16 protein-coding genes are annotated in these 24,870 nt (G+C 68.5%); 2 read left to right on the plus strand and 14 right to left on the minus strand.

Annotated features, from left to right (window positions below; all coding sequences use genetic code 11):
- The 9 genes from tmk to HMPREF0975_RS12060 form a co-directional block, all read right to left on the minus strand.
- Window positions 1–698, minus strand: a 698-nt coding sequence (gene tmk / locus HMPREF0975_RS12020) for a dTMP kinase (protein ID WP_049939905.1), incomplete at its 3' end; no start/stop codon positions are given.
- A gap of 105 nt (window positions 699–803) precedes the next feature.
- Window positions 804–1,469 carry a DUF3060 domain-containing protein gene (locus HMPREF0975_RS12025; RefSeq protein ID WP_009234456.1) on the minus strand — a complete coding sequence of 222 codons (666 nt, stop codon included), beginning with the start codon at window positions 1,467–1,469 and terminating at the stop codon, window positions 804–806.
- 82 nt (window positions 1,470–1,551) lie between these two features.
- Window positions 1,552–2,796: an OmpA family protein gene (locus HMPREF0975_RS12030; RefSeq protein WP_009234457.1), complete on the minus strand. Its 1,245-nt coding sequence runs from the start codon at window positions 2,794–2,796 to the stop codon at window positions 1,552–1,554.
- Between the two features lie 128 nt (window positions 2,797–2,924).
- Complete coding sequence (locus HMPREF0975_RS12035; RefSeq protein ID WP_009234458.1) at window positions 2,925–3,938, minus strand: sensor histidine kinase; 1,014 nt, start codon at window positions 3,936–3,938, stop codon at window positions 2,925–2,927.
- Between the two features lie 266 nt (window positions 3,939–4,204).
- Complete coding sequence (locus HMPREF0975_RS12040) at window positions 4,205–4,933, minus strand: response regulator transcription factor (protein ID WP_009234459.1); 729 nt, start codon at window positions 4,931–4,933, stop codon at window positions 4,205–4,207.
- Between the two features lie 7 nt (window positions 4,934–4,940).
- Window positions 4,941–5,546, minus strand: a complete 606-nt coding sequence (locus tag HMPREF0975_RS12045; protein ID WP_009234460.1) for a DUF3060 domain-containing protein — start codon at window positions 5,544–5,546, stop codon at window positions 4,941–4,943.
- Between the two features lie 235 nt (window positions 5,547–5,781).
- Window positions 5,782–8,757 (minus strand): type I DNA topoisomerase, encoded by a 2,976-nt coding sequence (gene topA, locus HMPREF0975_RS12050; RefSeq protein WP_009234461.1) that lies wholly within the window; start codon window positions 8,755–8,757, stop codon window positions 5,782–5,784.
- A 268-nt stretch (window positions 8,758–9,025) separates the two neighbouring features.
- Window positions 9,026–10,360, minus strand: a complete 1,335-nt coding sequence (locus tag HMPREF0975_RS12055; protein ID WP_009234462.1) for a hypothetical protein — start codon at window positions 10,358–10,360, stop codon at window positions 9,026–9,028.
- A gap of 169 nt (window positions 10,361–10,529) precedes the next feature.
- Window positions 10,530–11,882: a PAS domain S-box protein gene (locus HMPREF0975_RS12060; RefSeq protein ID WP_009234463.1), complete on the minus strand. Its 1,353-nt coding sequence runs from the start codon at window positions 11,880–11,882 to the stop codon at window positions 10,530–10,532.
- Window positions 11,883–12,170: 288 nt separating this feature from the next.
- Between HMPREF0975_RS12060 and HMPREF0975_RS12065 the strand changes: the two genes are divergently transcribed.
- Together HMPREF0975_RS12065 and HMPREF0975_RS12070 are read left to right on the plus strand one after the other, a co-directional pair.
- The gene (locus HMPREF0975_RS12065) at window positions 12,171–12,917 is read left to right on the plus strand and encodes a response regulator transcription factor (RefSeq protein ID WP_009234464.1); all 747 of its coding nucleotides are present in this window, start codon (window positions 12,171–12,173) and stop codon (window positions 12,915–12,917) included.
- A 10-nt stretch (window positions 12,918–12,927) separates the two neighbouring features.
- A complete protein-coding gene (locus HMPREF0975_RS12070; protein WP_009234465.1) occupies window positions 12,928–14,655 on the plus strand; it encodes a sensor histidine kinase in 1,728 nt (575 codons plus the stop codon).
- A 15-nt stretch (window positions 14,656–14,670) separates the two neighbouring features.
- On the opposite strand, the gene HMPREF0975_RS12075 is transcribed toward HMPREF0975_RS12070, so the two are convergent.
- From HMPREF0975_RS12075 to HMPREF0975_RS12095, 5 genes are all read right to left on the minus strand, one after another.
- A complete protein-coding gene (locus HMPREF0975_RS12075) occupies window positions 14,671–15,654 on the minus strand; it encodes a phosphatase PAP2 family protein (protein ID WP_021608864.1) in 984 nt (327 codons plus the stop codon).
- A gap of 68 nt (window positions 15,655–15,722) precedes the next feature.
- Window positions 15,723–17,057 (minus strand): class C sortase, encoded by a 1,335-nt coding sequence (locus tag HMPREF0975_RS12080; protein ID WP_009234467.1) that lies wholly within the window; start codon window positions 17,055–17,057, stop codon window positions 15,723–15,725.
- Between the two features lie 203 nt (window positions 17,058–17,260).
- On the minus strand, window positions 17,261–18,868 hold the full coding sequence (locus HMPREF0975_RS12085) for a SpaH/EbpB family LPXTG-anchored major pilin (RefSeq protein WP_009234468.1): 1,608 nt from the start codon (window positions 18,866–18,868) through the stop codon (window positions 17,261–17,263).
- 85 nt (window positions 18,869–18,953) lie between these two features.
- Window positions 18,954–23,135, minus strand: a complete 4,182-nt coding sequence (locus HMPREF0975_RS12090) for a SpaA isopeptide-forming pilin-related protein (RefSeq protein WP_232212528.1) — start codon at window positions 23,133–23,135, stop codon at window positions 18,954–18,956.
- Between the two features lie 400 nt (window positions 23,136–23,535).
- Window positions 23,536–24,870 (minus strand): methyltransferase (locus HMPREF0975_RS12095; protein WP_009234470.1); only part of this gene is annotated, 1,335 nt, incomplete at its 5' end.

Here is a 24,870-nt window from a genome sequence, read left to right on the forward strand (position 1 = left end):
TCCAGGCCGACGAGGACCCCCTGGTGGGCGCCGCCGCGCTCGTGTCTCACGCCGTGGCGGCGCACGGCCGTGGCGGCGGCCTCGATGACGTCGTCGGCCACCTGGTCGACAGGACGGTCGGCGTCGATGACGACGAAGCGCTCCGGCTCGGCTGCGGCCAGGGTGAGGAACTGCTGGCGCAGGGCGGTGCGGAAGGCGTCTCCCTCCTGCTCGAGGCGGTCCTTGGTGCCGCGGCCGTTGGCGCGCCGCTCGGCCAGGTCGGGGTCGCCGTCGAGCAGAATGGTCAGGTCCGGCAGGAGGCCCTCGGTGGCCCATAGGGATAGGTTGCGGACCTCGTCGGGGCCCAGTGCGCGGGCCGTCCCCTGGTAGGCGACCGAGGAGTCGAGGTAACGGTCGGCCAGGACGACGGCTCCGCGCTCGAGGGCGGGCCTCACCCGGGTGGCGATGTGGTGGGCGCGATCGGCGGCGTACAGGAGGGCCTCGGCGCGCGGGGCGACGTGCCCGCCGTGAAGGAGGAGGCGCCGGATCTCGAGGCCGAGGTCCGTGCCGCCCGGCTCACGGGTGAGGATGTGGTCGACGTCGGCAGCGGCCAGGAGGTCGGCGAGGATGCGGATCTGCGTCGTCTTGCCGACGCCGTCGCCTCCTTCGAAGGAGATGAATAGACCGGGGTGGGCCGTGGCGGGGGGCGGCTGAGTCACCCGACCAGCGTAGCGGCCGTGCGGCCCGCCGGGCTCAAGAGCCAGGCGGGCCACCGGATGAAGCGGGCGTAGTCAGTCTCAGTCAGATCTCCCGAGCGGTCTCGGTCAGCTGCTCTTAGCGCCCTGCTGGCGGGTCTCAGTGTTGTGGCCGAAGTCCTCCACTTTCGGAGTGTTGCCGGCCCAGACCACCTCCACGTTAGTTCCCTTGATGACGACGCGGTCAACGTCCTTGACGTAGACGGTGACATTGCCGCCGGAAATAGTCAGCAGGCCGACGTAGTCGGCGAAGACCCTCGCGTTGCTCGCGGAGACACTGAGACTCTCCACGTCCCCCTCGATGCGGACATCGTCATTCCCCTTGTCCAAGAGCATGGTCGGTGTCGCCGAGATGGTCCGGTCGACGCTCTCGAGGTCGCTCAGCCACTCACTGTCGGTGATGGTCACCTGAGCGCCGGGGCGATCACCGGTCGCGGGCTGGGCACCGGTTCCGGGGACGCTGGCGCCGGCCGAGGCAGCCGGCGCGGACTGCTCCTGGGTACTCGGGGCGGGCGCCTGCGTTTGGGGGGCTTGGGAGCCCTCCGTCGCTGTCGGGGGCTGGGACGTTGCCGCGGGCTTCTCGGGTGAGGAGGGCTCCTGAGCGGCCGTGGTGGCGGCACCCTGGTCGGCGCCGCCGATGGAGACGGAGCAGGCGCTGACACCGGCCAGTGACAGGGTCACGAGGATGACGGCGGCTGCACGGCGGGGGTTGAGGGGACGAGTGGTCGGGGACATGGTTCTCTCCGGTGTTGAGTGGTGGGGGCTGGTGGGCAGTGGCTCGGCACGGCCGGATTGTCAGAGAGCTCAGTCAGAGGTCTCAGAAGGTCGGCACGAAGATCTCGACGCGACGGTTGAGGCGGCGCCCTGCCGGATTGTCAGAGCCGTCGGAGTTTTCGTTGGGGGCCACGGGCCGGGTCTCCCCGTACCCAACGGACTCGATCGTGGCGGTGACACCGTTGGAAGTGAGTGCGTCAGTGACCGCCTTGGCCCGCTGCTCGGAGAGGGTCTGGTTGGAGGCGTCGTCGGAGATGGAGTCGGTGTGCCCCTGAACCTGGACCTTGGGAGCCTTGGAGTCCTTGAGCACGGTGGCCAGGTTGCTCAAGGTGGTCGAGGCCTCGGAGCGCAGGCCGGATGAGCCGAAGTCGAACAGGACGCTGTCCTCCAGGGTGATGACCGTGCCGCAGGACTGCACCGGCTTGGCGGCGTCGATGGAGGGGAAGGTGCCGACCTTGCCGGCCTTGGGGACGGGCTTGGCCGAGACCGTGGCGCCGTCGACGGTGGCGCTGCCCGTGCCGTCGTTGACAATGGAGACCTTGTCATCACTGTAGGTTCCCGACCCGTCACCATTGTTGACGATGGAGACCTTGCCGTGGCTGTAGGTTCCCGAGCCATCACCATTGATGACGATGGACTCCCCCGTGGCGGAGTCGGTGTAGGTTCCCGACCCATCCCCGTTGACGACGACGGAAAGGTGGTCATCGGTGTAGGTTCCCGACCCGTCCCCGTTGACGACGATGGAGACCTTGCCATCGCTATAGGTTCCCGACCCGTCCCCGTTATTGACGATGGAGACCTTGCCATCGCTGTAAGTTCCCGACCCGTCACCATTGTTGGTGACCGAGGTCGCTCCTGAGCTCGTGCTCATGGAACCGTCGCCGCCGAGGACCGTGGAGCCGGAGACGAGCGAGCCGCTCGCGTCGCAGCGGGCGGGCCTGACGGTGACGCCGGGCTGGGAGGTGATAGTGCGGGTGAGGTCCGGGGTGAAGGCGCCGGTGGACTGGGTGAGCAGGCTGAGATCGGGCAGCTCGAACATAGGGATCGGGGGGATCTGGCCGGGCTCGTAACCGGCCACCGCCTTACCCGTGGCTGCGGCCGTTCCCGTCGCCCGGGCGGAGGAGGTGCCCTTGGCGCTTCCCGCGGCGCTGCCGGAGTCCGAGCTCGTCTGAGCCTCCTGGCTCTGGGGCTGCGACGAGGAGTCCCCTCCGATGGTCAGGGAGCAGCCGCTCAGCGCGAGAGCGGTGACGAGGGCGAGGGAGGGCAGGGAGATGAGTGCTTTGGTCATGAACAGAACGTTACCGGCGCGTTGTCGCCGCCCGGTCCCCGCCCTGTCGCAGTCCTGCGACAGGGCCTCGTCCAGTCGGCCGGGCCTTGCGCAGCCCCTTACCGCAGCCGCCGGGCGGGCGGAGGCTCTCAAGCCGCACTCTTCGGTCCGGCCACGGGCAGGCTCAGCCACACCCGAGTCCCCACGCCCTCGCGGGAAGCCATGCGCACACTGCCACCGTGGCGGCGCACGATCGTCGCCACGAGCGCCAATCCGAGTCCCGAGCCCGGCAGCCCCCGAGCATTGCCGGCGCGCGCCAGCTCGCTCCACACCGCCGGCAGGTCGGCCTGCGGCACCCCGATCCCGGTGTCGGCCACCTCGATGGTGATGGTGCCGGACTCCTCCCGGCCGCGCACCTCCACAGTCCCGCCCGGGCCGGTGTACTTCGAGGCGTTCGAGATGACGTTGTAGATGGCCGAGTACAGCAGGTCGCCGTCGCCGCACACATGCGAAAGCGGCCACGGCACCTGAGGCAGATCCAGGCGAATTCGGGGCGCCCCCTCACGGGCGGCGCCCTCCTCGCTGACCGCTTGGGCGGCGTCTTGGACCGTCTCGGCGATATCGACGTCCTCCAATGCCAATGCGGCCGTCTCCAAGTCGGCCAGCTTGCGCAGATCCGTCACCAGGCGGCCCATCCGGCGGGCCTGAGCGTCGACGACATCAACTCGGGTCTGCCACTCCCGGGGGTGGGCCTGCGGCAGGTCGGCGACGGCGGCGCGCACCGCCGTCAGCGGGTTCTTCAGCTCGTGGTCCAACCGGCGCAGGAACTGCTGGTGACGAGCCCAGGCCTCCCGCTGGGCCTCGCGGCGGGCCCTCTCGACCGCCCGCTTCTCCCGGCGTCGTCCCACGGCGATGAGCAGCGCCAGCAGCACCAGCACAGCGCCGGCCTCCGCTACAACGAGCGGCACAGTCGTCGTGATGAACAGAGGAGCCAGACCGTAGACGGCGTAAGCGAGGGCCGCCACACCGATGATGACGAGGATCGCGAGCGCCCACCCGATCCACGCCCTGCCGGAGGAGCTCTCCGTCCCGGAGGCCGGATCGACCGGGGCCGCCTCGGGGGTGGGACCGGAGGGCGGCTCCACGACTCGGCCAGCCCCCATCGTCAACCGCCCTATCGTTGACTGGGTGATCGTAGGCTGAGCGGCCGGTGGCTGGACGGCCGTCGGTTGGGCCGTCGGCGGAGGAACCGGCGACCGCTGGGCAGGGGGATGCGGCGCGTCCACCAGGGGCCGGCCGATCTCGACGGTCCGGGGTCCACCGAGGTCCACCGTCGGAGGCAGGTACTTGGTGCGGCCGTCCTGAGGGGGAGCCTGAGGCGGAACCGACGGCGGCATGCCGGGCGCCGGCGGCCCCGATGGCGCCTGGCTCATGCCCGGACCCCGGCTCGGAAGCGGTAGCCGACGGAGGGGACCGTCTCGATGTAGACGGGGTTGGCGGCGGCGTCGCCCAGAGCCTGGCGAATCTCGCGGATGCGGTGGTCGACAGCGCGCGTGGAGGTGGCGAAGTCGATGCCCCACAAGGAAGCCAGCAGGTCATCACGCGTATGGAGCTCACCGGGGTGGCTCATGAGGTAGTCCAGGAGCACGGTGGCCTTCGGGGTGAGAGCCACCTCGCGCCCGGCCAGGGTGACCCGCCGCGAGGTCCGTTCCAGGACCAGGTCGCCCGCCACCAGTCTCGGGGCCGAGGTCAGCGGCTGGGCCATCCCCCGGGTACGGCGCAGAACGGCGCGGATCCGGGAAGCCAGCTCGGCGGGATCGAAGGGCTTGGACAGGTAGTCGTCGGCACCGTCATCGAGGGCCGAGACCCGCTCGTAGGAGGCGTTGACCTGGGTGAGCAGGATGATGGGGGTCCAGGCCCCGCCGGCCCTCACCCGCCGCACCAGCTCACGACCATCCATCCTGGGCATGAGGACGTCGGTGACGATGATGTCCACCTGGTAGGAGGCCAGGAGGTCCAACGCCTCCATCCCGTCCGAGGCGAGCAGGACCCGGTGCCCGCTGCGCTCCAGGTAGGGGCCCAGCGAACGGCGGATGGGGGCCTCGTCGTCGACGAGCAGGACGGTGGCGGACGGGGCCGGAGCAGCGGGCTGGGTCACGGCAGGCTCACTGGGAGAGCTTCCCGGTGGTGTTGTTGGCACCGGTGTCCTGGATCGTCGGGTCGTCGCCCAGCCAGTGGACGGTGACGCCCGAGCCCATGATGTTGAGGTGGTCGATATCACGGGCGTAGACGGTGACGTTGGAGCCCTGGACGGTGAGGGTGTCGACGTCCTCAGCGGCGATCTTGACGTCGGAGCCCTGGACCGTGAGCGTGTCGAGGTCGCCGACCAGGTTGAGCGTCGTTCCGGATCCCTGGACGGCGTAGGAGCCGGAGACCTCCGTACGTTGCCCCTTGCTCTGAATGTCCTTCCAGGTGGCGTCCGTGATGGGGGCGTCGTCGCCATCCTTGTCATCGTCCTTGTCATTGTCCTTGCCGTCGGAGCCGGCCGAGGAGTTCGCAGACCCGCTCGAAGAGGACTGGGAGTCCGTCTTCGCCGAGCCCTGGGAGTCGGCGCCCTTGGTTTCACTCTGCTCGTTCTGCCCGGCCTGGGTCGCGGCCGACGAGGCGGAGTCGCCCGAGCCAGAGCCGTTGATGGACAGCGAACAGGCACCCAGGCTCAGGGACAGGGCCAGGGCGGCGGTACCGGCAAGAACGATCTTGGGCAGACGCATAACGGGTTCCTCTCAGGAATCACATGGGGAGTTTTACGCGAAATACAATACCGGCCAGTTGTCCCCTCCCCGTCGCCGATCTGTCGCAGAACTGCGACCGGTGCCGCGATGATGCTCACGGAACAAAAACACCGCCGCACGGCCGCCCGTACTTGCGCCGAGGATCTCTCCCCTTCCCCGCCGAGCCGGAGGGGAAGGGCTGGACCGTCCATCCGAAGGCGCGGCCGCCGTCCGGCTACGACTCCTTCGAGGCGGCTGTCTTGCGCGTCGTAGTCTTGGTCGCGGTCTTCGCCGCCGTCTTCTTGGTGGCGGTCTTCTTCGCCACCGTCTTCTTGGTCGTGGTCTTCTTGGCTGCGGTCTTACGGGTGGTGCGCTTCTTGGTGGGTCCCTTGGCGCGCTTCTCCGCGAGCAGCTCGAAGGCCCGCTCGGGCGTGACGGTGGCCGGGTCGTCGCCGCGGCGCAGGGTCACATTGATCTCGCCGTCGGTGAAGTAGGGGCCGAAGCGGCCGTCCTTGATGACCACCGGCTTGCCGGTGGCCGGGTCCTCGCCGAGCTCTCGCAACGGCCCTCGGGCGGCGGACTGCCCCCGGCGCCGTTTGGGCTGGGCGAAGAGCTCCAGGGCCTGCTCCAAGGTGACGGTGAAGATCTGCTCCTCGGTCTCCAAAGAGCGCGAGTCCGTGTCCTTCTTGAGGTAGGGGCCGTAGCGGCCGTTCTGGGCGGTGATGTCCGCGCCCGACTCCGGGTCCTGCCCGACGACGCGCGGCAGGCTCAGCAGGTCCAGTGCCTGTTCCAGGGTCACGGTGGACAGGTCCATGGAGCGCAGGAGGCTGGCCGTACGGGGCTTGGGCCCGGCAGCCTTCTTCGTCGTCTTCTTAGTCTTGGCGGGCTTCGCGGTCGCCTTGACCGCTTCCCCGTCCATGCCGGCCGCGGCGGCCTGGACGGCCTCAGTCGTTTCCTCAGGCTCGGGCAGGACCTCGGTGACGTAGGGGCCGTAGCGGCCGTCCTTGGCGATGATGACGTGACCGCTGACCGGGTCGACGCCCAGCTCACGGCCGTCGTCGGCGGCGCGCGCGAAGAGCTCGCGGGCCTTGTCCACAGTCAGCTCATCGGGGGCGACGTCGGCCGGGACGTTGGCACGCTTGCCCTCGCCGTCCTCCAGGTAAGGGCCGTAGCGTCCCACGCGCAGGGTGATGCCCTCGCCGATCTCAATGGAGTTGACGGCGCGGGCGTCGATCTCGCCGAGGTTGTCCACCAGCCCCTTGAGCCCCTGGGCGCGCAGCTCGGCGGCGGAGGCGGCGGCCGCGTCGAGCTCGCCACTGGCCGCTGCCTGGGCGATCTCCTGGGCGACGGCGTCGGAGGCGCCCTGCCCGTTGTAGAAGCGCCGCAGCCAGGCCACGCGATCCTCCTCGCCGGCGGCGATCCGATCCAGGTCGCGTTCCATGGAGGCGGTGAAGTCGTAGTCAACGAGCTCGGTGAAGTTCTCCTCCAACAGACGGGTGACGGCAAAGGCGAGCCAGGTCGGCACCAAGGCCTGGCCGCGGTGGTCGACGTAGCCACGGTCGGAGATCGTGGACATGGTGGCCGCATAGGTCGAGGGGCGGCCGATCTCGCGTTCCTCGAGGGCCTTGACCAGGGAGGCCTCGGTGTAACGCGGCGGAGGCGTCGTCTCGTGGCCCGAGGCCTCGGCAGTCAGGGCGGCCAGCTCCTGACCGGTGATCATCGCGGGCAGGCGCACGTCCTTGGCATCCTTCGCACTCGCACCGGAGTCGTCCTGGTAACGCTCGGCGTCGCGGCCTTCCTCGTAGGCGGCCAGGAAGCCGCGGAAAGTGATGACGGTCCCCGATGCCGTCAGACCCGCAGTGGAGAAGGTGGGGCCGGAATCGCGCGACTCGCCGGCCGCCGGGGTCAGGGGCACCTCGACGGTCACGGTAGCGGTCGAGCCGACGGCGTCGGCCATCTGGGAGGCCACAGTCCGCTTCCAGATGAGCTCGTAGAGGCGGAACTGCGCCCCGGTCAGCTCGCCGGAGACCTGGGCCGGGGTGCGGAAGTGATCGCCGGCGGGACGGATCGCCTCATGGGCCTCCTGGGCGCCCTTGGCCTTCGAGGCGTAGACGCGGGGGCGCTCGGGGACGTATTCGGTCCCGTAGAGCTCGGCCACCTGGGAGCGGGCCGCAGCCACGGCCTGGCCGGACAGGACCGTGGAGTCGGTGCGCATGTAGGTGATGAAGCCGTTCTCGTAGAGGCCCTGCGCCACGCGCATAGTCTCGCGCGGGTTCATGCGCAGCTTGCGGGAGGCCTCCTGCTGGAGGGTGGAGGTGGTAAAGGGCGCGGCCGGGCGGCGCCGGTAGGGCTTGTCCTCGACGCCGGCCACCCGCGGCTCACCCCGACCGACGGCCTCGGCAACGGCGGTGGCCCCCACCTGGTGGAGGTGGACGGCGGAGGCCTTGACGGCTGCCGGGCGCAGCTCGCCGGCGTCGTTGAAATCGCGGCCGGTGGCCACGCGCCGCCCATCGAGGGTGACCAGCCGGGCGGTGAAGGAGGCGTCCTGGCGGGCGGTGAGGTCCACCGGGGACAGGACGGTGGAGAAGGTGGCCTCCACTCCCCAGTAGGAGGCCGGGCGGAAGGCCATGCGCTCGCGCTCGCGCTCGACGACGAGACGGGTAGCCACCGACTGGACGCGCCCGGCGGATAGGCCCGCGCGGACCTTGCGCCACAGCACCGGGCTGACCTCGTAGCCCACGAGGCGGTCCAGGATGCGGCGGGTCTCCTGGGCGTCGACGAGGTGGATGTCCAGGTCACGCGTATTGTCCAGGGCCCGGGTGACGGCCTCTCGGGTGATCTCGGTGAAGACCATGCGGCGCACGGGCACCTTGGGCTTGAGGACCTGCTGGAGGTGCCAGGCGATGGCCTCGCCCTCGCGGTCGTCGTCGGTGGCCAGGTAGAGCTCGTCGGCGCCCTTGAGGGCCTTCTTGAGCTGGGCGACCGTCTTCTTCTTGTCAGGGTTGACGACGTAGTAGGGGGTGAAGTCGTCCTCGATGTCGACCGCGAACTTCCCGTAGGGCCCCTTCTTCATGGTGGCGGGCAGTTCGGAGGGCTGCGGCAGGTCGCGGATGTGCCCCACGGAGGCCTCGACGTCGAACTCCGGACCGAGGTAGCCGGCGATGGAGCGCACCTTGTTGGGGGACTCCACGATGACGAGCTTGGTGGACACGTAAAGCCTTCCTCACGGACGGTGCGCGGCTGGCCGCGCCTGGCGGGTGTGCGGGTGGTTCCGACGTCGGCCGGACCGGACGATCCGGGCGCTCTCGGCTCCCGACGAGGGTATGCGGGCAGGGAGACGGCTCGCGCCGACCCTCAGCCGACTGTAACGCACCACCCATCTTTTCCCACCGGGCAGTGTACGGAAAACGACTTTCGTCTCAGAGATCGTCTCCGGGCGTCGGCGGCGACCACCCGGCGGCCGCTCGGGGCACGGGGCCTCAAACGAGCTCGGTCAGGGCGCTGCGCACGGCGGCCAGGCGCTGGGCCGCGGTGTTCTCGTCGTAGGGCAGATGTAGGCCGCGGCACTCGGCGGCCAGCTCGGCCAGTGAGCGGACCTCCGGGAAGCCCCGTGAGGTCAGTTGGGCGACCTCGTCGACGATCGGCGAGCCCGACGATCCGGCGCCCCCGCCGCGCAGGTCAACCCACTGGCCCAGGCGCCGGGCCGCACGGTCCAGGCTGGAGGTCACCGTGTGGAGGGCGTCGTTGAGCTGGGCGACCTGGGTGCTTACGGCCCGTAGCACGGGGCCCAGTCCGCGGAAGCCGGACTCGAGCGCCTCGCACAGGTCGGTCAGGGAGTGCACGGCGTCCACCTCGCTGCCATCGAGGATGGACTGGGCGAAGCGTCCCACCATGAGGGTGAGCAGGCGCATGAGGGCAACGGAGAAGCGCAGTTCGGTAACCGACTGGTGCAGAATCTGCAGACGCGAGGGCAGTCCGGTCAGCTCGGCACCGGCGGCGCCGGTGAGCTCGGAGATGCGCTCGGCGAGCATCTGCGCCTTGGTCTGAGTGCCGTTGCCGGTGTCATGGGAAACCAGCTGGCCGATGCGCCCCACCCGCGTCTCCACGGCCCGGGCGGAACCGTGGGTGGCCTCCATGGTAGTGATGAGGCGCAGGTACTCGTCGAGCTCGAAAACCAGGGCGTTGGTGTCCTTCTCCATGGCGGCCACCGTGTTGAGAATGCGGGCCACCGCGCCCAGACTCTCGGGGGCGGCCGCCGGGACGCGCACCCCGGAGTCGACCAGGGAGGCCACCTCGCGCGGCAGGGTCGTCAGCGTCATCTCGTGCAGGGAGGAGAATCCCAGAGTCGTCAGCTCCGCGGCCAGCTCGCGACCGCCGAACTCCCCGAGCTGGTGGCGCGAGGCGCCCCGGGACTGAAGGTCGCGCTCCTTGGCGCGTACCCGCCGATAGGCCTCCTCGACCTTGCCCCGGGTCACTGCGTCCATCGGCTTGATCCGTACCGACAGGTAGCCCTGGCGCAGCGGCACGATCGTGGCGAAGACCCGGTAGTCCAGACCGTCCACCGCGCGGTTGGTGATATAGCCGCAGGCGGGGCGCTGGGACTGCAGATCGTCCCAGATCAGGCGGAAGAGACCGGCCGGCATATCCAGGTGCCGAATGATGCTGTGGGGAGCCCCGATGAGCCGCTCACGCGAATAGCGCGACAGCGTATCGAACGTTCTATTGGTGTTCTGGATAACACCTTTCAGATCCGTGGTGGAAAAGAAGATGTCCTGAGGATCGAACAAACGCTCGTACCCGACCTGCGATTCCATGGGTGCTCTCCTTCATGGTAGATGGTTCGCGGGAGCACCTCGTCGAGGACCATTTTCTTGACCCCTCGCACAGTGCCAGAAAAACCCTAATGACACGCACGGGCCCGCGGAAGACTGTTTATGACATTGTCACCAGTAAGTTGGGACCTATCTTGTAGATTCCCACTAACTACTCCCCCAGGCGACTCAACGTCTCGCGAACCGTTGTCACCCGTTTGCGGATAACGGGCTCGTCCAAAGTCACCACGACGCCCCGGGCCTTGGCGGCCAGCTCGGCCAGGGAGCCCGTCTCCGGGAAGCCCTGCTCTCCCACGGCAACGGCCTCACGCAGGGCCGCCTCGGCGTCGACGCCATCGACCAGAGCCCGGACCCCCTCATCCTGCAGGGCGCGGATCCAGCGCTGGAAGGGCCGTTTGACACGATCGAGGTTGCTGACCACGCTGCGCAGGTCGCCCTCCAGACGCTCGGCCAGGTTCGCGGCCTCCTGGCAGGAGGGCACGAGGGACTCCAGGTCGGAGAGCATCGCCTCAGCGAGGTCGCCGATGGCGTCGGTGGACTCACCCTCCTCCCCGTCCAGAACGGCTGCGGCGAAGATGCCCGCCATCAGGGTGTGCAGGCGCATCATGGAACTGCGGAAACGCACCTCCGAGGCCGCCTCGTAAAGGGACACCAGGGAGGAGTTGAGCTGGCGGAGCACCTCGACGGCCTGGGCGCCGCGCTCCTTGACGCGCTCGGAGACGGTGGGAACGGAGGACTCGTCGTCGGGGCTGGTCACCTCCCCCATGAGGGAGCCCACACGATTGGCCCGGTCGATAACCGAGCGCACCCCGCCTGCCCAGGCTCCCAGCCCGTTGATGAGTTCCTGGTACTCGCCCAGCTGATAGATGAGCTCATCGGTGTCCCGCTCGATCGCGGCGACGGCCTGAAGGACGGCGGACATGGGGTTGTCCGATTCCGCACGCGGAGGCACCCTGACCCCCTCGACCACCAGCAGGGCCAGCTCACGCGGGAGCGCAGCACGGGCGAAGTTGTGCAGGTCGCGGTACTGGAGGCCGGCCAGTTCCTCGGCCAACAACGACGCCCCGTGCTCGGCGACCTCCCGGCGCCCGTGCCCCTCCTCGGCGTAGGCGCGCTCGGCCGCCCGCACCCGGGAGTAGATCTCCTTGACGGGCGTGAACATGGCGTGGTTGGTCGGGCGCACGCGCACGGAGAGGTAGCCGTCCGCCAGCGGAGCGATCGTCGCGAAGACCCAGTAGTCCAAGCCGTCCTTGGCCCGGTTGAGCACATAGACGCAGGAGGAGCGCCCCTGCTCCAGCTCGTCCCACATGAGTTTGAAGGCACCGGCGGGCATGTCATCGTGGCGAATGATGTTGTGTGGAGAGCCGATGAGCTCCTCAGCGCTGTAACGGGACAGCGAATCGAACACCCGATTCGTCCTGCGAATGACACCTTTGGTATCCGTCGTCGAGAAGAACAGGTCCTCGGCACCGAAGCGGCGCTCGTTGCCATCGACGTATTCCATGACTCTCCTGCTGTGATAGGGGAAATCGTCCGCCACCGATAAATCGGCCGCGACACGCTGGATGAGGGAGACGGCTGAGATACCACTGAGCCGCTCTCTATGCGACTACGCTACAAAGTAACGTTCTGGTGCATACGGATGTGGGGATCAACAACCGAGACGCACGACCGCATAAGCATGTCACAGCGTTCGCCCCTCCGGGCAACCGTTGGGTCTCAGATCGGTAACACAGTCGAGACACAGGTTGCGCTGTGGTCGAGCACAGCGCCTTCCTGTTGAATAGGCGACGTGACTAACGCCCCCACCGAAAACCTCACCCGTGCTGACGGCTCTCCTCTTCGTGTCCTGGTCGTCGACGACGAGCAGATGCTCGCCGACCTGCTCGCCTCCGCCCTGCGTTACGAAGGCTGGGAGGTCACGACCGCCGGGACCGGGATCGCCGCGGTGCGATCGGCTCAGGAGATCGACCCCGACGTCATCGTTCTGGACATCATGCTGCCCGACTTCGACGGCCTGGAGGTCATGCGCCGGGTGCGCGGCCACAGCCCAAACGTGCCGGTCCTGTTCCTGACGGCCAAGGACGCTGTCGAGGACCGGGTGGCCGGTCTGACCGCCGGCGGAGACGACTACGTCACCAAGCCCTTCTCCCTGGAGGAGGTCGTGGCCCGCCTACGCGCCCTGCTGCGCCGTTCGGGGGCCAGCGAGGAGAAGCCGGCCTCCCTGCTGGAGGTCGGCGACCTGCGCATGGACGAGGACTCCCACGAGGTCTGGCGCGGCCAGGACGAGATCCAGCTGACCGCCACCGAGTTCGAGCTGCTGCGCTACCTCATGCGCAACCCCCGCCGGGTCCTGTCCAAGCCGCAGATCCTGGACCGGGTGTGGAACTACGACTTCGGCGGGCAGGCCAACATCGTCGAGCTCTACATCTCCTACCTGCGCCGCAAGATCGACAAGGGCCGCGAGCCCATGATCCACACGATGCGCGGCGTCGGCTACGTCCTCAAGCCGGCCGCCGGCGCCGACGACCGCGCCTGACGGCCCAGCGATGTCCACGCAGCCGTCCACGCATTCAGGATCGGGAGGCGAGCGGACCGATCGGCGAACCGGTGGCCGCTCGTGGTGGCCCGGTTCCCCCCTCAGACGCCTCCGCAGCCTGCGTACCCGCCTGGTGGTCGGGGTGCTCGGCCTCGTCCTGGTCATGGCGGCGGTCGTGAGCACATTCTCCACGGTGAGCCTGCGCCACACTCTCATGGCCCGCACCGACAGCCAGCTGTCGGCGGCCGCCCAGCGGGCCGCCGACAAGCGCCATGATCTGACCGAGGCCAAGAAGACGCAAGGTCAGAGCTCCCAGGAGGGACAGGGCAACCAGGACGGCCAGGACAGCGGGGATCCGAAACCCGATGGGGCCGACGACGCGGGGGGAAACGGCGACCACGACAAGCAGGGGGTTCCCCCTGGGCTCGACGCCGCGGGGCAGTCCACCGGCACCCTGACCCTCATCGCCCCGGCGGCATCGGGCTCCGGTAACGAGGCGGCCGCCTACATCGACAAGAACGGCCACTACGCCTCCATCTCCAAGGAGGACTGCCGGCTTCTAATGTCCGAGGCCACCAGTGACCATCCCGTCACCGTCGACCTGCACCACCTGGGCAGCTACCGAGTCCTGGCCACCCGGGACGAGATCTCGGGGAACACCGTCATCACCGGCCTCTCCCTGGAGGGGGACGAGGCGCTCATCCGCTCCCAGCTGCTCATCGAACTGGCGGTGGCGCTGGTGGGGGCCCTCGTGGTGGCCCTGGCTGGACGGGCCATGGTGCGTTCCTCGCTCGCCCCGCTGGAGCGGGTGGCCCGCACGGCGCACCGCGTGGCCTCCCAGCCGCTGGAGCGCGGCGAGGTGAGTATCGAGGACCGTGTGGAGAAGGCGGATCTGGATTCCTCGGCCGAGGTCGGGCAGGTCGGCGGCGCTCTCAACACGCTGCTCGGGCACGTGGAGTCCGCCCTGGCCGCGCGGCAGCGCTCCGAGACCCAGGTGCGCCAGTTCGTGGCCGACGCCTCCCACGAGCTGCGCACGCCGCTGGCCTCGATCCGCGGCTACACCGAGCTCATCCGCCGTGAGGGTGCCGACGCCGACCTGCCGGAGGAGGCCACCTACGCCCTGGAGCGCGTGCACTCCGAGTCGGTGCGGATGACGGCGCTCGTGGAGGACCTGCTGCTGCTGGCCCGTCTGGACGCCGGGCGCGAGCTGCGCCGCGAGGAGGTGGACCTGGTCGGTCTGCTGGTGGACACCGTGGCCGATGCCCGCGCGGCGGGCCCGGAGCACGACTGGCAGCTGGATCTGGCCGTCCTCGAACCCCCGGCCGGCGCCACGCCGCAGGAGGCCGAGGACTTCCTGCCCGAGCCGCCGTTGGTCATCGGCGACGAGGCGCGACTGCGTCAGGTCATCGTCAACCTCCTGGCCAACGCCAGGGTCCACACCCCCGCCGGCAGCCACGTCACCACAACGCTCACGCGCGAAGGGGACGCCCTCATGGTGCGCATCCACGACGACGGCCCGGGAATCGCGCCGGATGTGCGCGACCGGCTCTTCGAACGATTCGCCCGCGGGGACTCCTCGCGCGAACGGCGCACGGGATCGACGGGACTGGGCATGTCGATCGCACAGGCGATCGTCCAGTCCCACGGCGGCAGCATCGACGTCGACTCCTCCACCGCGCCCGAGGATCACGGGACCACCTTCACCGTCAGGCTCCCGGCCGCCGTCGTCGAGGAGTGAGGCCGCCCGGCGGCGTCAGTCGCGGCCGCGGAGCTCGTGCTTGTTCCGGGTACGGCCCCAGTCGGTCAGCGACACGAGTGCGGACAGCGCCAGGCAGGTGACGCCGACGACGGCCACCGACCCGGTGGCGTAGGCGCCGAAGAACTGCCAGCGCGAGCGCGAGCCATCCAGGTGCCACCACACCCAGGAGCCCAGGCCGAGAGCCCCCAGCGTGCACACGACGCCGGCCGAGGCCAGCAGGACGTTGCCGACGAGTTGGTTCCACAAGCGCGGGCCGGCGGCGGTCACCGGGATCGTCCCGGCACTCGTCAGCTCGGGCACTTCACCGGAGTCCTCCTCCCCGCCTTCCGAGCGCAGGGACCGGGGAGCGCGCCAGGCGCCGCCCGCCACCGCGAGCGAGCCCCAGGCCACGGGCACGAGGATCCCGGCCAGGACGTCGGAGGGGCGGTGCCAATGGCACACGAGAGTGGAGTAGCCCATGGCGATGGTGAGCAGCGCCCCGACCCAGGCCGACAGAGCCCTCCAACGACGCCCGGACAGCAAGATGAGGGCGACCGCGGCGGAGGCCGCCATGGTCGTGTGCCCCGAGGGCAGGGTGTTGGCGTTGTCCCAGCGCTCGGTGATGTCGAAGTCGGGCCGCCACAGAATCTGGTACTTCAGGACCTGAGTGGTCAGGTTGCCCCCCGCCACGGCGACGACGGCCCACACGGCCCGGCGGTGGCTGCGCCGCAGCAGGCCGATCACCAGGATCGTCACCACGAGAACGACGGCCGCCGGCATCGAGACCATGGACAGCAGGGCGCGGGCGTGCACGCTCACGTAGTGCGAGCCTATCTCCGAGCCCTCCAGGGCCATGGCGTCGAGCATCTGGCCGGTGTGGGTGAACACGAACAGGCGCCACAGGCCGATGGTCGCGCCTAGGCAGGACAGGGCCAGCAGGCTTCCGCGCAGACGCAGACGTCCCGGGGAGCGGGAGGTCTGCGATTGGTAGGAGGCCACTGGCAGATCGTAGGTTCTTGAGCGCACCGACCAATAGGGAGACAGACGCGATTCCCGTGCGGGACTGCTCACGGCACGCGCGGTTCCAGGTCGTTGAACGGATCCGTCTCGGGTTCGCCAGGAGCGTCGGTCACTGCCCCGTAGGGGGATTCCAGTCGTGGTGCTTCAACCGGATTCTGCTGATCGTGGGACTCGCCTACGGGTTCGGGGGCCTGCTCAACGGGCTCGGCGACGACCTCGAGCGCGGTCGTCTCATCCGTGAACTGTCCATCGGAGGAACCTTCAGCGGCGGCGTCGGACGGCGGGGCGGCGTCCTCGAGGGGGTCTCCGGGCCGGCGATCAGATCTCTCGGCGCCCTCGGAGCCATCGGGATCTGCGCCGCGTGTTATTCCCTCCGGCCCCTTGGCGGCATCCTGCTTCCGCCGACGGCGCAGCCACCATAGGCGCCCCAGGATTCCGGCGACGACCGTCAGGATGATGACGACGGCCACGATGATGACCTTCATCCAGGTCTGCATGGGGGCGGGCAGGGCCTCGGCCTCCTCGGCGGCGGCGGCCGTGGGGTCCATGGGGACGCGCTCGCCGGTGACCAGGAGGCGGTGGGAGTTGACGCCGTAGGGCGTGCAGGTGATGAGCGTGACCAGGTCGCGTCCGGGTACCTTGCGCAGGGAGTCGGTCTCCTCGGGCTTGACGACGGTGATGTCGACGACCTCGTACTTGAGGGTCTGTCCCAGAGAGGAGACGTAGAAGGGATCGCCCTTCTTGACCTGGTTGAGGTTGTCGAACATCGTCGCGGTGGACAGGCCGGTGTGGCCGGTGAGGACCGCGTGGGTGGATGGGCCGCCAATCGGCAGGCTGGTACCGAACAGGTGCCCGACTCCCTCCGCCAGGGTCCGGGTGTCGGTGCCGTGGTAGACGGGCAGGCTCACGTGGATAGAGGGGATGACGATGCGCGCCATGACCGGATCGATATCCATCTCGTGGAGATAGGCCTGGTACTGGGGGGTATCGGGGCGCTGCGACTCGAGCCAGGGATCGAGGATCGGTGCGCTCTCCAGGTTGTTGTTGTAGGTCTCGGCGGAGGCGCGCTCCGCGGCGACGGTGTCCGGGCCGGCGGCCTCAACTGAGGCGGTGTACATGTCAGCCAGGCGCTGCTGCTCGTCGTTGTTGTGCTGAGTGGCCATCACCGGGTAGAGGAGGACGGCCACGCCGACCAGGACCAGGACCAGGGGGAGCCAGGTCAGGAAACGCTCGCGCAGGACCTTGCGGCGCGTCGCCTTCCCCGGGTCGGTGTCCGGGGCACTCGGGGCAGGCTGCGGGGCTACGGCCTCGGAATCCGTCTCGGGCCGTTCCGTACGGGACGGGGAGATGCGGTCGCGAAGTGATGGGAGTAGCGCTGTCACGGGGAACCGTGCCTTCCTTCGTCGGGTTGTCGCGGAGCTCGTTGCGAGTGGCGGGCCGGGATCGGTTAGGGGTTATCGATTGGGAGGGAGGATCCCTGCGACGCCCCTGTGGGGGAGACGGGGTCTCCCGCCTCCCCCACAGGGAGCGTCCGGCAGGATGGCGGCCGGCAGATGCGCGCCACCTCAGTGACTGCCAGGAGCTGTCAGTGCTTGGCGGAGTTACGGCGCTTGTTGGCGTAGGCGATCGCCGCGCCACCGGCCACCAGCAGAGCGCCGGCGATGGTGAGGAAGATGACGCCGTTGGCACCGGTGAGCGGCAGGCGGAAGCCGGCGTTCTTCGGCACGTCGGTGACGGTCACCGCGGTCGGCACCTTCCCCTCCGCGTCAGCGGCCAGAACCCGGAAGGGGATCGGGTCGGCCTGGAGGGTGTAGCCCTCGGGCGCCTTGGTCTCGACGAGGCAGTAGTAGTCGTCGTCGGTCAGCGCGTCCTTCTTCACGCCGTCAACGTAGTCGTTGGCGCGCAGCGAGCTGATGGCGACCGTGCCCTGGCCGGCGGTAGTGAAGGTGTTCTCGCCACCGATGGTCAGCGGGTCGACAGTCTGGGTCGCCGGGTTGGAGTCCTTGAGGGTGGCTCCGGAGCCGGTCTTGGTGCACTCGTAGACCTGGAACTGGGCGCCGTTGTACTTGGTCTTGTCGGCCAGCTCATCCGTACCGGTCTTGGTGACGACCACCTTGCCGTACTTGGAGAGCACGGGGGTGGTGGGGATGCCGGGGACGTCAGTGGTGGTGCCGGGGTTGCTGGGGTCCCAGGTGAAGTTGGGGCTGTCGTTGGGGATGAGCCCTGCAGTGTTGGACAGCACACCCTCGAGGTCAACGGTCTTGGGGTCGAAGGTGGCGGTGAGGGTCGCCTGGACCTTGGTCTCGCCGTTGCCGTTGTGGCGCTCCTCAGCGGCCTTGCGGCGTCCCTCCTCGGTGAGTTGGATGGTCGCCCAGTTGTAGTCAGTGCCCTCGGCGATGATGACGGTGTAGTCGGTCGACTCCACCAGAGGCGTCGCCTGCTGACCGTTGACGATCTTGACCACCGGGGCGAGGGCGTCCTTATTGATTCGCTTGTCGAGCCGGTCGACGACCTCGTAGCGCTTGATGCGGGCTCCGCCCGGGTAGTCGACCTTCGGGATGGAGGTGGTGATGGTGTAGGTGATGTTCTGGCCGGAACCGGGGGCCGGCTTGTCCGTCACCTGCTTGTCCACACCTGAGAGGGTGTTCTTGGGGTAGACGTGGACGTTGTAGTTCCACTTGGTGGTGTCCTGCGGGTTGGTCATCGGCAGGGTGACGACGAAGTCCTCGGCCGGAATGACCTTGTCCGGGGTCTTGGTCTCGCTGACGAGGTAGGCGCCGACCTCGGTCTGAGCGTCGGTGAAGGAGGCCAGACCGTTGGCGTCGGTGGTGATCTTCTGGGTGGTAGCGGACTTGAGATTCTTGGCCTGGGAGACGTCGCCCTTGAGCTTGGCCAGGGTCGCCCAGCCCTCGGACGTAGTCAGGTCCACGTTCAGCTTGGTGATGGTGAACTCGACACCGGACACGGCCTTGCACTCGGCTGCGGGGTCCTCGTTACCGTCACCCTCCTTGACGCCGTTGGTGTCGGTCTGCTCGCACTTGTGGACGGTCAGCGACGTGGCCGCGTCGGGGTCGATCGTGGAGCCATTGGGGTCAGCGGGTGCCGCCGCGCCGGTCGGGGCGATGAGCGCGCCGGCGGCGAGCGTCATCGCAGCGGCGAAGCCGAGGCCTCGACGCATGGTGAGGGAGTGCATTACTGATCTCTCCTGTGTTGTGGGACTACTTAGGGATATGAGGTGACCCGCGCGCGACGGAGCGGAGTCGGGGTTCTCCCCGCGATCAGGCCGAGCGCCTGGACGAGGAAGCTTTTCTGGAGCGCAGTGCCAGCAGGGCGGCACCGGTGATGGCCGTGATGCCGACGGCGACGTTCATCCCGATGCCGCGTCCACCGGACAGCGGCAGGGTGCCGATCTGGACGTCACGGACGGTGATCGTGTCGTCGGCCTTACCGGCTCCACTGCGCGAGACCGTCAGGGCCGAGCCGCCCGGATCGGGGTTGATGAGCTCGATTCCGGAGTCGGTCACCTTGAAGCGGGCGGGCTTGGCCATGAGCTGGTGCCCGGCCGGGGCCTTGGTCTCCACCAGCCAGTACTCGCGGTTGATGGCCAGACCGGTCGTGGTGAAGGTTCCGGTGCCCTTGCCGCCGGTGAAGGTCACGCCGTCGGTCAGGGGCTTGGCGCCCGGGGTGGCGGGATCCATTGGGTAGATGTCGAAGGCTGCGTCATCCAGGGGGCCCTGGTTGCCGGTCTTAACGATGGACAGGATGCGTTTACCGGCGTCGGGGGCGACGTTGGCGCAGGCGACGTCGTGGTCCGGACGGGTGTCGGAATCCTTGCCCTCCTGGGGCACGACCTTGTTGTAGAGGCCTTGGCCGGGAACGAGTCTGCCGCTCTCCGTGGTGCAGGACAGCAGGTCATCGCTGTAGCCCTCGACCGATGGATCGATTCTGACGGTGAAGGTCACCGTGTAGCGGATCCGCAGGCCCGAGTAGAGCCGCTCGTCGTCGGACAGGCGGTAGGAGCCATCGGGCTGTTGAGCGACCGTCCGGGTCGGTCCCATCTCGCGCTGGACCTTGACCGTCGTGGGGATGAGCCCGGGGGCGAAAGACGGCTTGTCGTTGATCGGCCCGGTGGCCGCGGTCAGCGAGCCCTCGTTGACGACGCTGACGGTGTAGACGACGTCGAAGGTGGAACCGTTGCCCGGCTGGGTCTTGATCTCCTTGGAGAATTTCAGCTTGCCCTCGGTGGACAGGCAGCCGTGGTTGTTCTCCTCGCCGTCGGTGTCCCCCTCCATGGCGATGGTGTTGACCAGGCCGGAGGGCTTGCCGTCGGCGCGCAGGTGGCCGCACTGGAAGTCGGACTCGGTGAAGCCCGGGGTGTTCTCTCGAACGGTGAAGGTCATCTGCATCGTGAAGGTTCGGCTACCGCCCTCGCCCCCGGACCTGGGGGCGGCGGCGAGCGCCTCACCGGTACCGGCCTTGATGAGGGTGATCGGGCCGTTGAAGGTGCCGGTGGCGTCGTTCCTGCCGGGGAGGGTCACACCCTGGGCATCGACTCCCTTCTCCAGGATCCGCACCTTGTGCAGGTAGGTGCCGGCGGGCATCTGCGGGGTGTCGGTGAGGTCGGCGACCACCGGGCTGGCAACAAGGGAGGTGTTGGTGACCGTGACCGTGTAGCTGGAGGTAAAGGTGCCGTCGGCGTTGCGGACCACGTCGAGCGGGGTCTTGGAGGCCTTGAACCGGGGGTTGGGGGGCAAAGAGCCGCAGGCCGCCGCCTCCTTGGGCTGGTGATCGCCCTCGGTGGTCACCGAGGCCTTGTTGTAGATGGCCTTGCCCTGGCCGACCGCTCCCGGCTCACAGGTCCCCCGAACGCCGGGCAGCCCGGCGTCGGGGCCGGAAACGTTGAGCACAACCGTATAGGTGTGTCGCTTGCCGGCGGGCAGGGTGATACCGGTCTTGGCATAGGGGACACCGGCCTGAGGGGTCTCGGTGCCGGTGATGGCGTCGCCGGAGACACTGACCTTGTGGACGGTGACACCGTTGGGGACCTGCCAGGCGTCGTTGAGGTCGTAGGTGAGATCCGCCTTGGCCGAGGGGTTGGTGACGGTAATGGTGTAGGTCTGGTCGAAGGTGTTCTTGCCGTCGACCTTCTCCGTGCTCTTGGCGACCTTGGTGAACGTTTTGGCGATACCGGCATGGGGAACGACAGAGTTGACCACCTTGATCCGGACGCCGCCCTCCGTGGAGTCGGGCACGGTGAAGGTGACGCCGCCCGCATTGCCCTTCGTCGGGGCCACCGCGGTGGAGGCGATCTCCTTCTCCTGACGCCCCGGGTTGGCGACGACCTTAAAGGCGGCCGGATCCTTCCAGCTGACACTGCCGTCTGCGGGGGAGCCCGGCTGCTTGAGCCCCTTGGCATCACGAGCGTCCTCGGTGACGGTGCAGGTGGCGCCCACGCGCTGGGCGGGCAGGTCCGCGGCATTGCCCTTGGCGTCCACCGTGATCTTGCCGGTGGAGGAGCCCTTGCCGTCGGGGCCCGGGGTACAGGTGTAGCTCAGCGTATAGGAACCGGCCGTGGCGGCATCGGAGGCGCCGTCGACGGTCTTGACCGCGCTGATGGGAGTCTGCTGGGGCTTCTGGTGCACGACGCAGGTGACGTTCCTGCCCTCGCGAAGCACGAACTGGTTGTCACCGTTGACGGGAACATCGCTGCGGTCGTCGTCGGTGCAGACCCATGGGCCGTTCTGCGCGTAGCCCTCGGGGCCGTTGCCCGTTGACAGGGTGTAGGTGCCGCCGGCGGTGTAGACCTTGCTGACGGCGGCGGTACCGCTGGCGCCGGTGATGGTCCTCTGTCCGAAGAGCCCCTCGGTGGCGGGCGTGGCGGACATGGTCCACTGCTCGGGCTTGGCGCTGCCGGCGTCGACGACGGTCACCAGGGTGAGGCGCCCCCGGCCGACGACGTACTCGTTGTGCCAGACGCACTTGATGGCGACCTCGTCCTGGTTCTCGGCGAGCTGGGTCTCATCGAGACGGATCGTGCGCTTGTTGAGGTCCACCGAGTCGGACTCGTCCAGACGGGTGGTTCCGTCACGGCGCAGCAGAGGGGTCCCCTGAGTCCCCGCCGTGCAGGTGACGTTGCGAAGGAACCATCCGGATGTCCAGACCTCGCCGGAAGCACGGTCGACGGCGGCCTGCGGGCTGGTTCCCGCCTCCTGCACCGTGGCGGCGTCATTGGGCGCCAGCAGGGTGTATTTCTGAGGGTCGACGGCCTCGCCGCCCCAGGTGGGGGTGAGGCTGGTGGGAGTTCCCCAGTTGTCGTGGCCGTAGGTGCCTTGGGGCGAGGCATTGAGGTAGGTGAACTGGGGAATCGTCAACGACCCCTGGATCGAGGGATCGGCCTTGACGTCCTTGGCGAAGGTGACCGGGCGCTCCTGCTCGATGGAGCCGTAGAGGCAGCCGTAGGAGGTGGCGTTCTCTCGGGTGATGAAGCGCTCCTCCAGGGTGGAGGTCTCGCTCTTCTCCATCTCGGTGCGGCACTGCTGGCTCGCACCGTTGTTGACGAATCCCCACAGCTTGAGCTTGTAGTTGATGCCGGTGTTGGGGTCGGTCCAGGAGGTGTCCGAACGGTCGGAGCGGATGTCGAGTAGGTCGTCGGAGCAGGACCTGCCCTGGTAGTCCTGATGGGTGCCGGTCATGTACCCGTCGAACCAGACCAGTGAGCCGTTCTGGTACATGTAGACGTAGTTTCCGCCGTAACGGCCGACATTCCCATACCTGTCATAGGCGTAGGGGGTGCTCATCGTTTGCTGGTCAGTGGCATAGTCACCGATGATGAGCTTACCGTTGGAGTCGAGCTTTCCGGTGCACGTGTTGATCGTGTCGAACTCCTTCCAGGGGAAGTTCGCCTCAATCGTGCCTGCGGTGCGAATGTTGAAACTGCCGTGGTAGGCGGTTCCGCCGTCGGAGGGATTCGTGACCCGACTGCTGTCGGTGTAGATCGGGCTGTTGACGTGCCGCATCCGGCCGACGAGGAAGACCTGACCGGCCTTGATGCTCGTGGTGTTGGAGGGCTGGAACCCCAGCGAGGTCTGGGACTTGTCAGCGGCCTCTCCCTTGTAGACGCTGGGGCAGCTGCTCTGATCCCAGCTGGGGCGCCCGTAACCGACCGCCGCGTACTGGCCGCCGCTGCCGTAGACCATGTCGGTGGAGTAGTACTGCGAGCCGGGCGAGTAGCGGATGCAGGCGCGCGTCCGCCCCCACTCCCACGGGTACGAGGTGTAGGTATATCCATCGCTCGCAATGTCGGTAATGGGATCAGCACTTTCGACGGTGCGCACATAGGAGATCTGCACGGAGGTGTCGCCGAGGGGAACATTCAGATCACCGGTGGCTGCGTCCGCGGGCGGCGCCGTCCACGGGAGCGACACCATGGTCACCAGGACAATGGCAAGGGAACCGACCACCGCAAAGAATCTGCGCAGGAATCCTTCACGCCCACACCGTGGGCGGATTGATGATAGGGGCATGCCGATGGAATCCGATCATGAGGGATAAAGGCGCGGGGGCGCACGACAGACTTGACTGCCCTCGAATGTAAAGCTCCGCACCGGCCACCAACACCCGAGAAGGCCCTGATGGGGCAACAATCGCGCATCATCGCACGTCATCGCCACTTTTCCCCGAAATCTCGCTGACCGGATTAGATTTCAATTACACATCATCGATGACGGGAAGATAAAAATAATATAGAGACGGCTACGGAGAGGCGCCGAAGGTTTCAGACGGGCATCTTTTCGACCGCACATCCTGCGTGCATCTGATGTGCCCGCCGTGTTATTCGGGACCGCACAAGGCTCGTCATGATCAGCCCGCGGTGAGGAAGCCCGTGGCAAGGAGGTGGCGGGCCGCATCGATCATCTCCATACGCAGCGCGGCCGCATCCGAGCCGGTCAGCCCGCTCAGCGCGGCGACCGCGGAGGCGACCTGCCCGACGCTCAACTCGCCGTCGGCCACTCCAGCCAGGGCGGCCACCGCCGTCGTGGCGCGGATCGTGCGCCCCAGTCCGCCGCCCTGGCGCAGCAGGATGACGGTGGGGTCGGCGGCTCCCGGAACCAGGTGGCGCTCCTCGGTCACGTCGGGCGCCAGCACCGGGTGCACAGCGGCGACGGCCTCGTCGTCGAGCCCTGCGAGCAGCTCCCGGGCGGCCAGGACCTCCGCGACATGGGGACCCGGGGCTCCCCGACCGGAGGTGGTCACCTCCTCCAGGAGGCGCCAGGGCTCGCGGGGACGCTGCGGACGGTGAACGATGAGGAAGCCGAAGCCGACGCCCTCCACGCCGCGGGCCTCGAAGTCGCCGATCCAGGCCCCCAGGGCGGCGTCGAAGCCGGCGGCGTCGCGCTCGGGGGTGAGACCGCCGTCGCGCAGCCACATGGTCGCGTACTCCACCGGATCCTGGACCTCGCGCTCGATGACCCAGGCGTCGAGGCCCTCGGGGATCCAGGCGGCGACGGCCGCGCGCCAGGAAGAGTCGTCCGCGCCGGGGGCGATGGTGGAGCCGATGGCGGGATCACTAGCGCAGTCGTGGGCGCCTGCACCCTCCGGGGAGCCGGGGCGGTGCTCCCAGTTGCCGAGCATGACCGCGGTGCTACCGGGTTCGAGGTGCTCGCCGAGCCCGGACACGAGGACCGGCAGGACGGGGCCGCCGGCGTCGCGGTACTCCATAAGGGGCAGGCCGGCCTCGCGCACCGCGGGCGGGGTGAGGACGAAGGGAGGGTTGGAGACGATGAGGTCGAAGCGGCGGCCGGCCACGGGCTCCAGGAGGGAGCCGCGCAGAAGCTCCAGGCGGCCGGCCCCGTCCCCGGAGCCGGCGTCGGGACCGCCGGTGACGCTCACGCCGGCAAGGGCGGCGTTGAAGGCGGTGAAGGCCAGGGCGCGGGTCGAGATGTCGGTGGCGACGACGTACTCGGCATGACGCAGCAGGTAGAGGGTCTGAATGCCGCAGCCGCAGCCCAGGTCCAGGGCGGTGCGGACCTGCGTGCGCGGGGTCAGGCCGGCCAGGGTGAGGCCGGCACCGCCGATGCCCAGGACGTGGTCCGCGGTAAGGGCCCGGCCGGTGACGAGCTCGCCCAGGTCGGAGGCCACCCACCAGCGGACCTCGCCGGCGTCGTCGACGGCCTCATGGGGGCGCAGGTCGACGCG

Source organism: Actinomyces sp. oral taxon 849 str. F0330, from assembly GCF_000239715.1.
Lineage (GTDB): Bacteria > Actinomycetota > Actinomycetes > Actinomycetales > Actinomycetaceae > Actinomyces > Actinomyces johnsonii.

Coding starts and splice junctions, on each gene's coding strand:
- HMPREF0975_RS12085 (WP_009234468.1), bottom strand. CDS start 18,868: ATGCACTCCCTCACCATGCGTCGAGGCCTCGGCTTCGCCGCTGCGATG.
- HMPREF0975_RS12035 (WP_009234458.1), bottom strand. CDS start 3,938: ATGGGGGCTGGCCGAGTCGTGGAGCCGCCCTCCGGTCCCACCCCCGAG.
- HMPREF0975_RS12060 (WP_009234463.1), bottom strand. CDS start 11,882: ATGGAATACGTCGATGGCAACGAGCGCCGCTTCGGTGCCGAGGACCTG.
- HMPREF0975_RS12070 (WP_009234465.1), top strand. CDS start 12,928: ATGTCCACGCAGCCGTCCACGCATTCAGGATCGGGAGGCGAGCGGACC.
- HMPREF0975_RS12025 (WP_009234456.1), bottom strand. CDS start 1,469: ATGTCCCCGACCACTCGTCCCCTCAACCCCCGCCGTGCAGCCGCCGTC.
- HMPREF0975_RS12030 (WP_009234457.1), bottom strand. CDS start 2,796: ATGACCAAAGCACTCATCTCCCTGCCCTCCCTCGCCCTCGTCACCGCT.
- HMPREF0975_RS12045 (WP_009234460.1), bottom strand. CDS start 5,546: ATGCGTCTGCCCAAGATCGTTCTTGCCGGTACCGCCGCCCTGGCCCTG.
- HMPREF0975_RS12055 (WP_009234462.1), bottom strand. CDS start 10,360: ATGGAATCGCAGGTCGGGTACGAGCGTTTGTTCGATCCTCAGGACATC.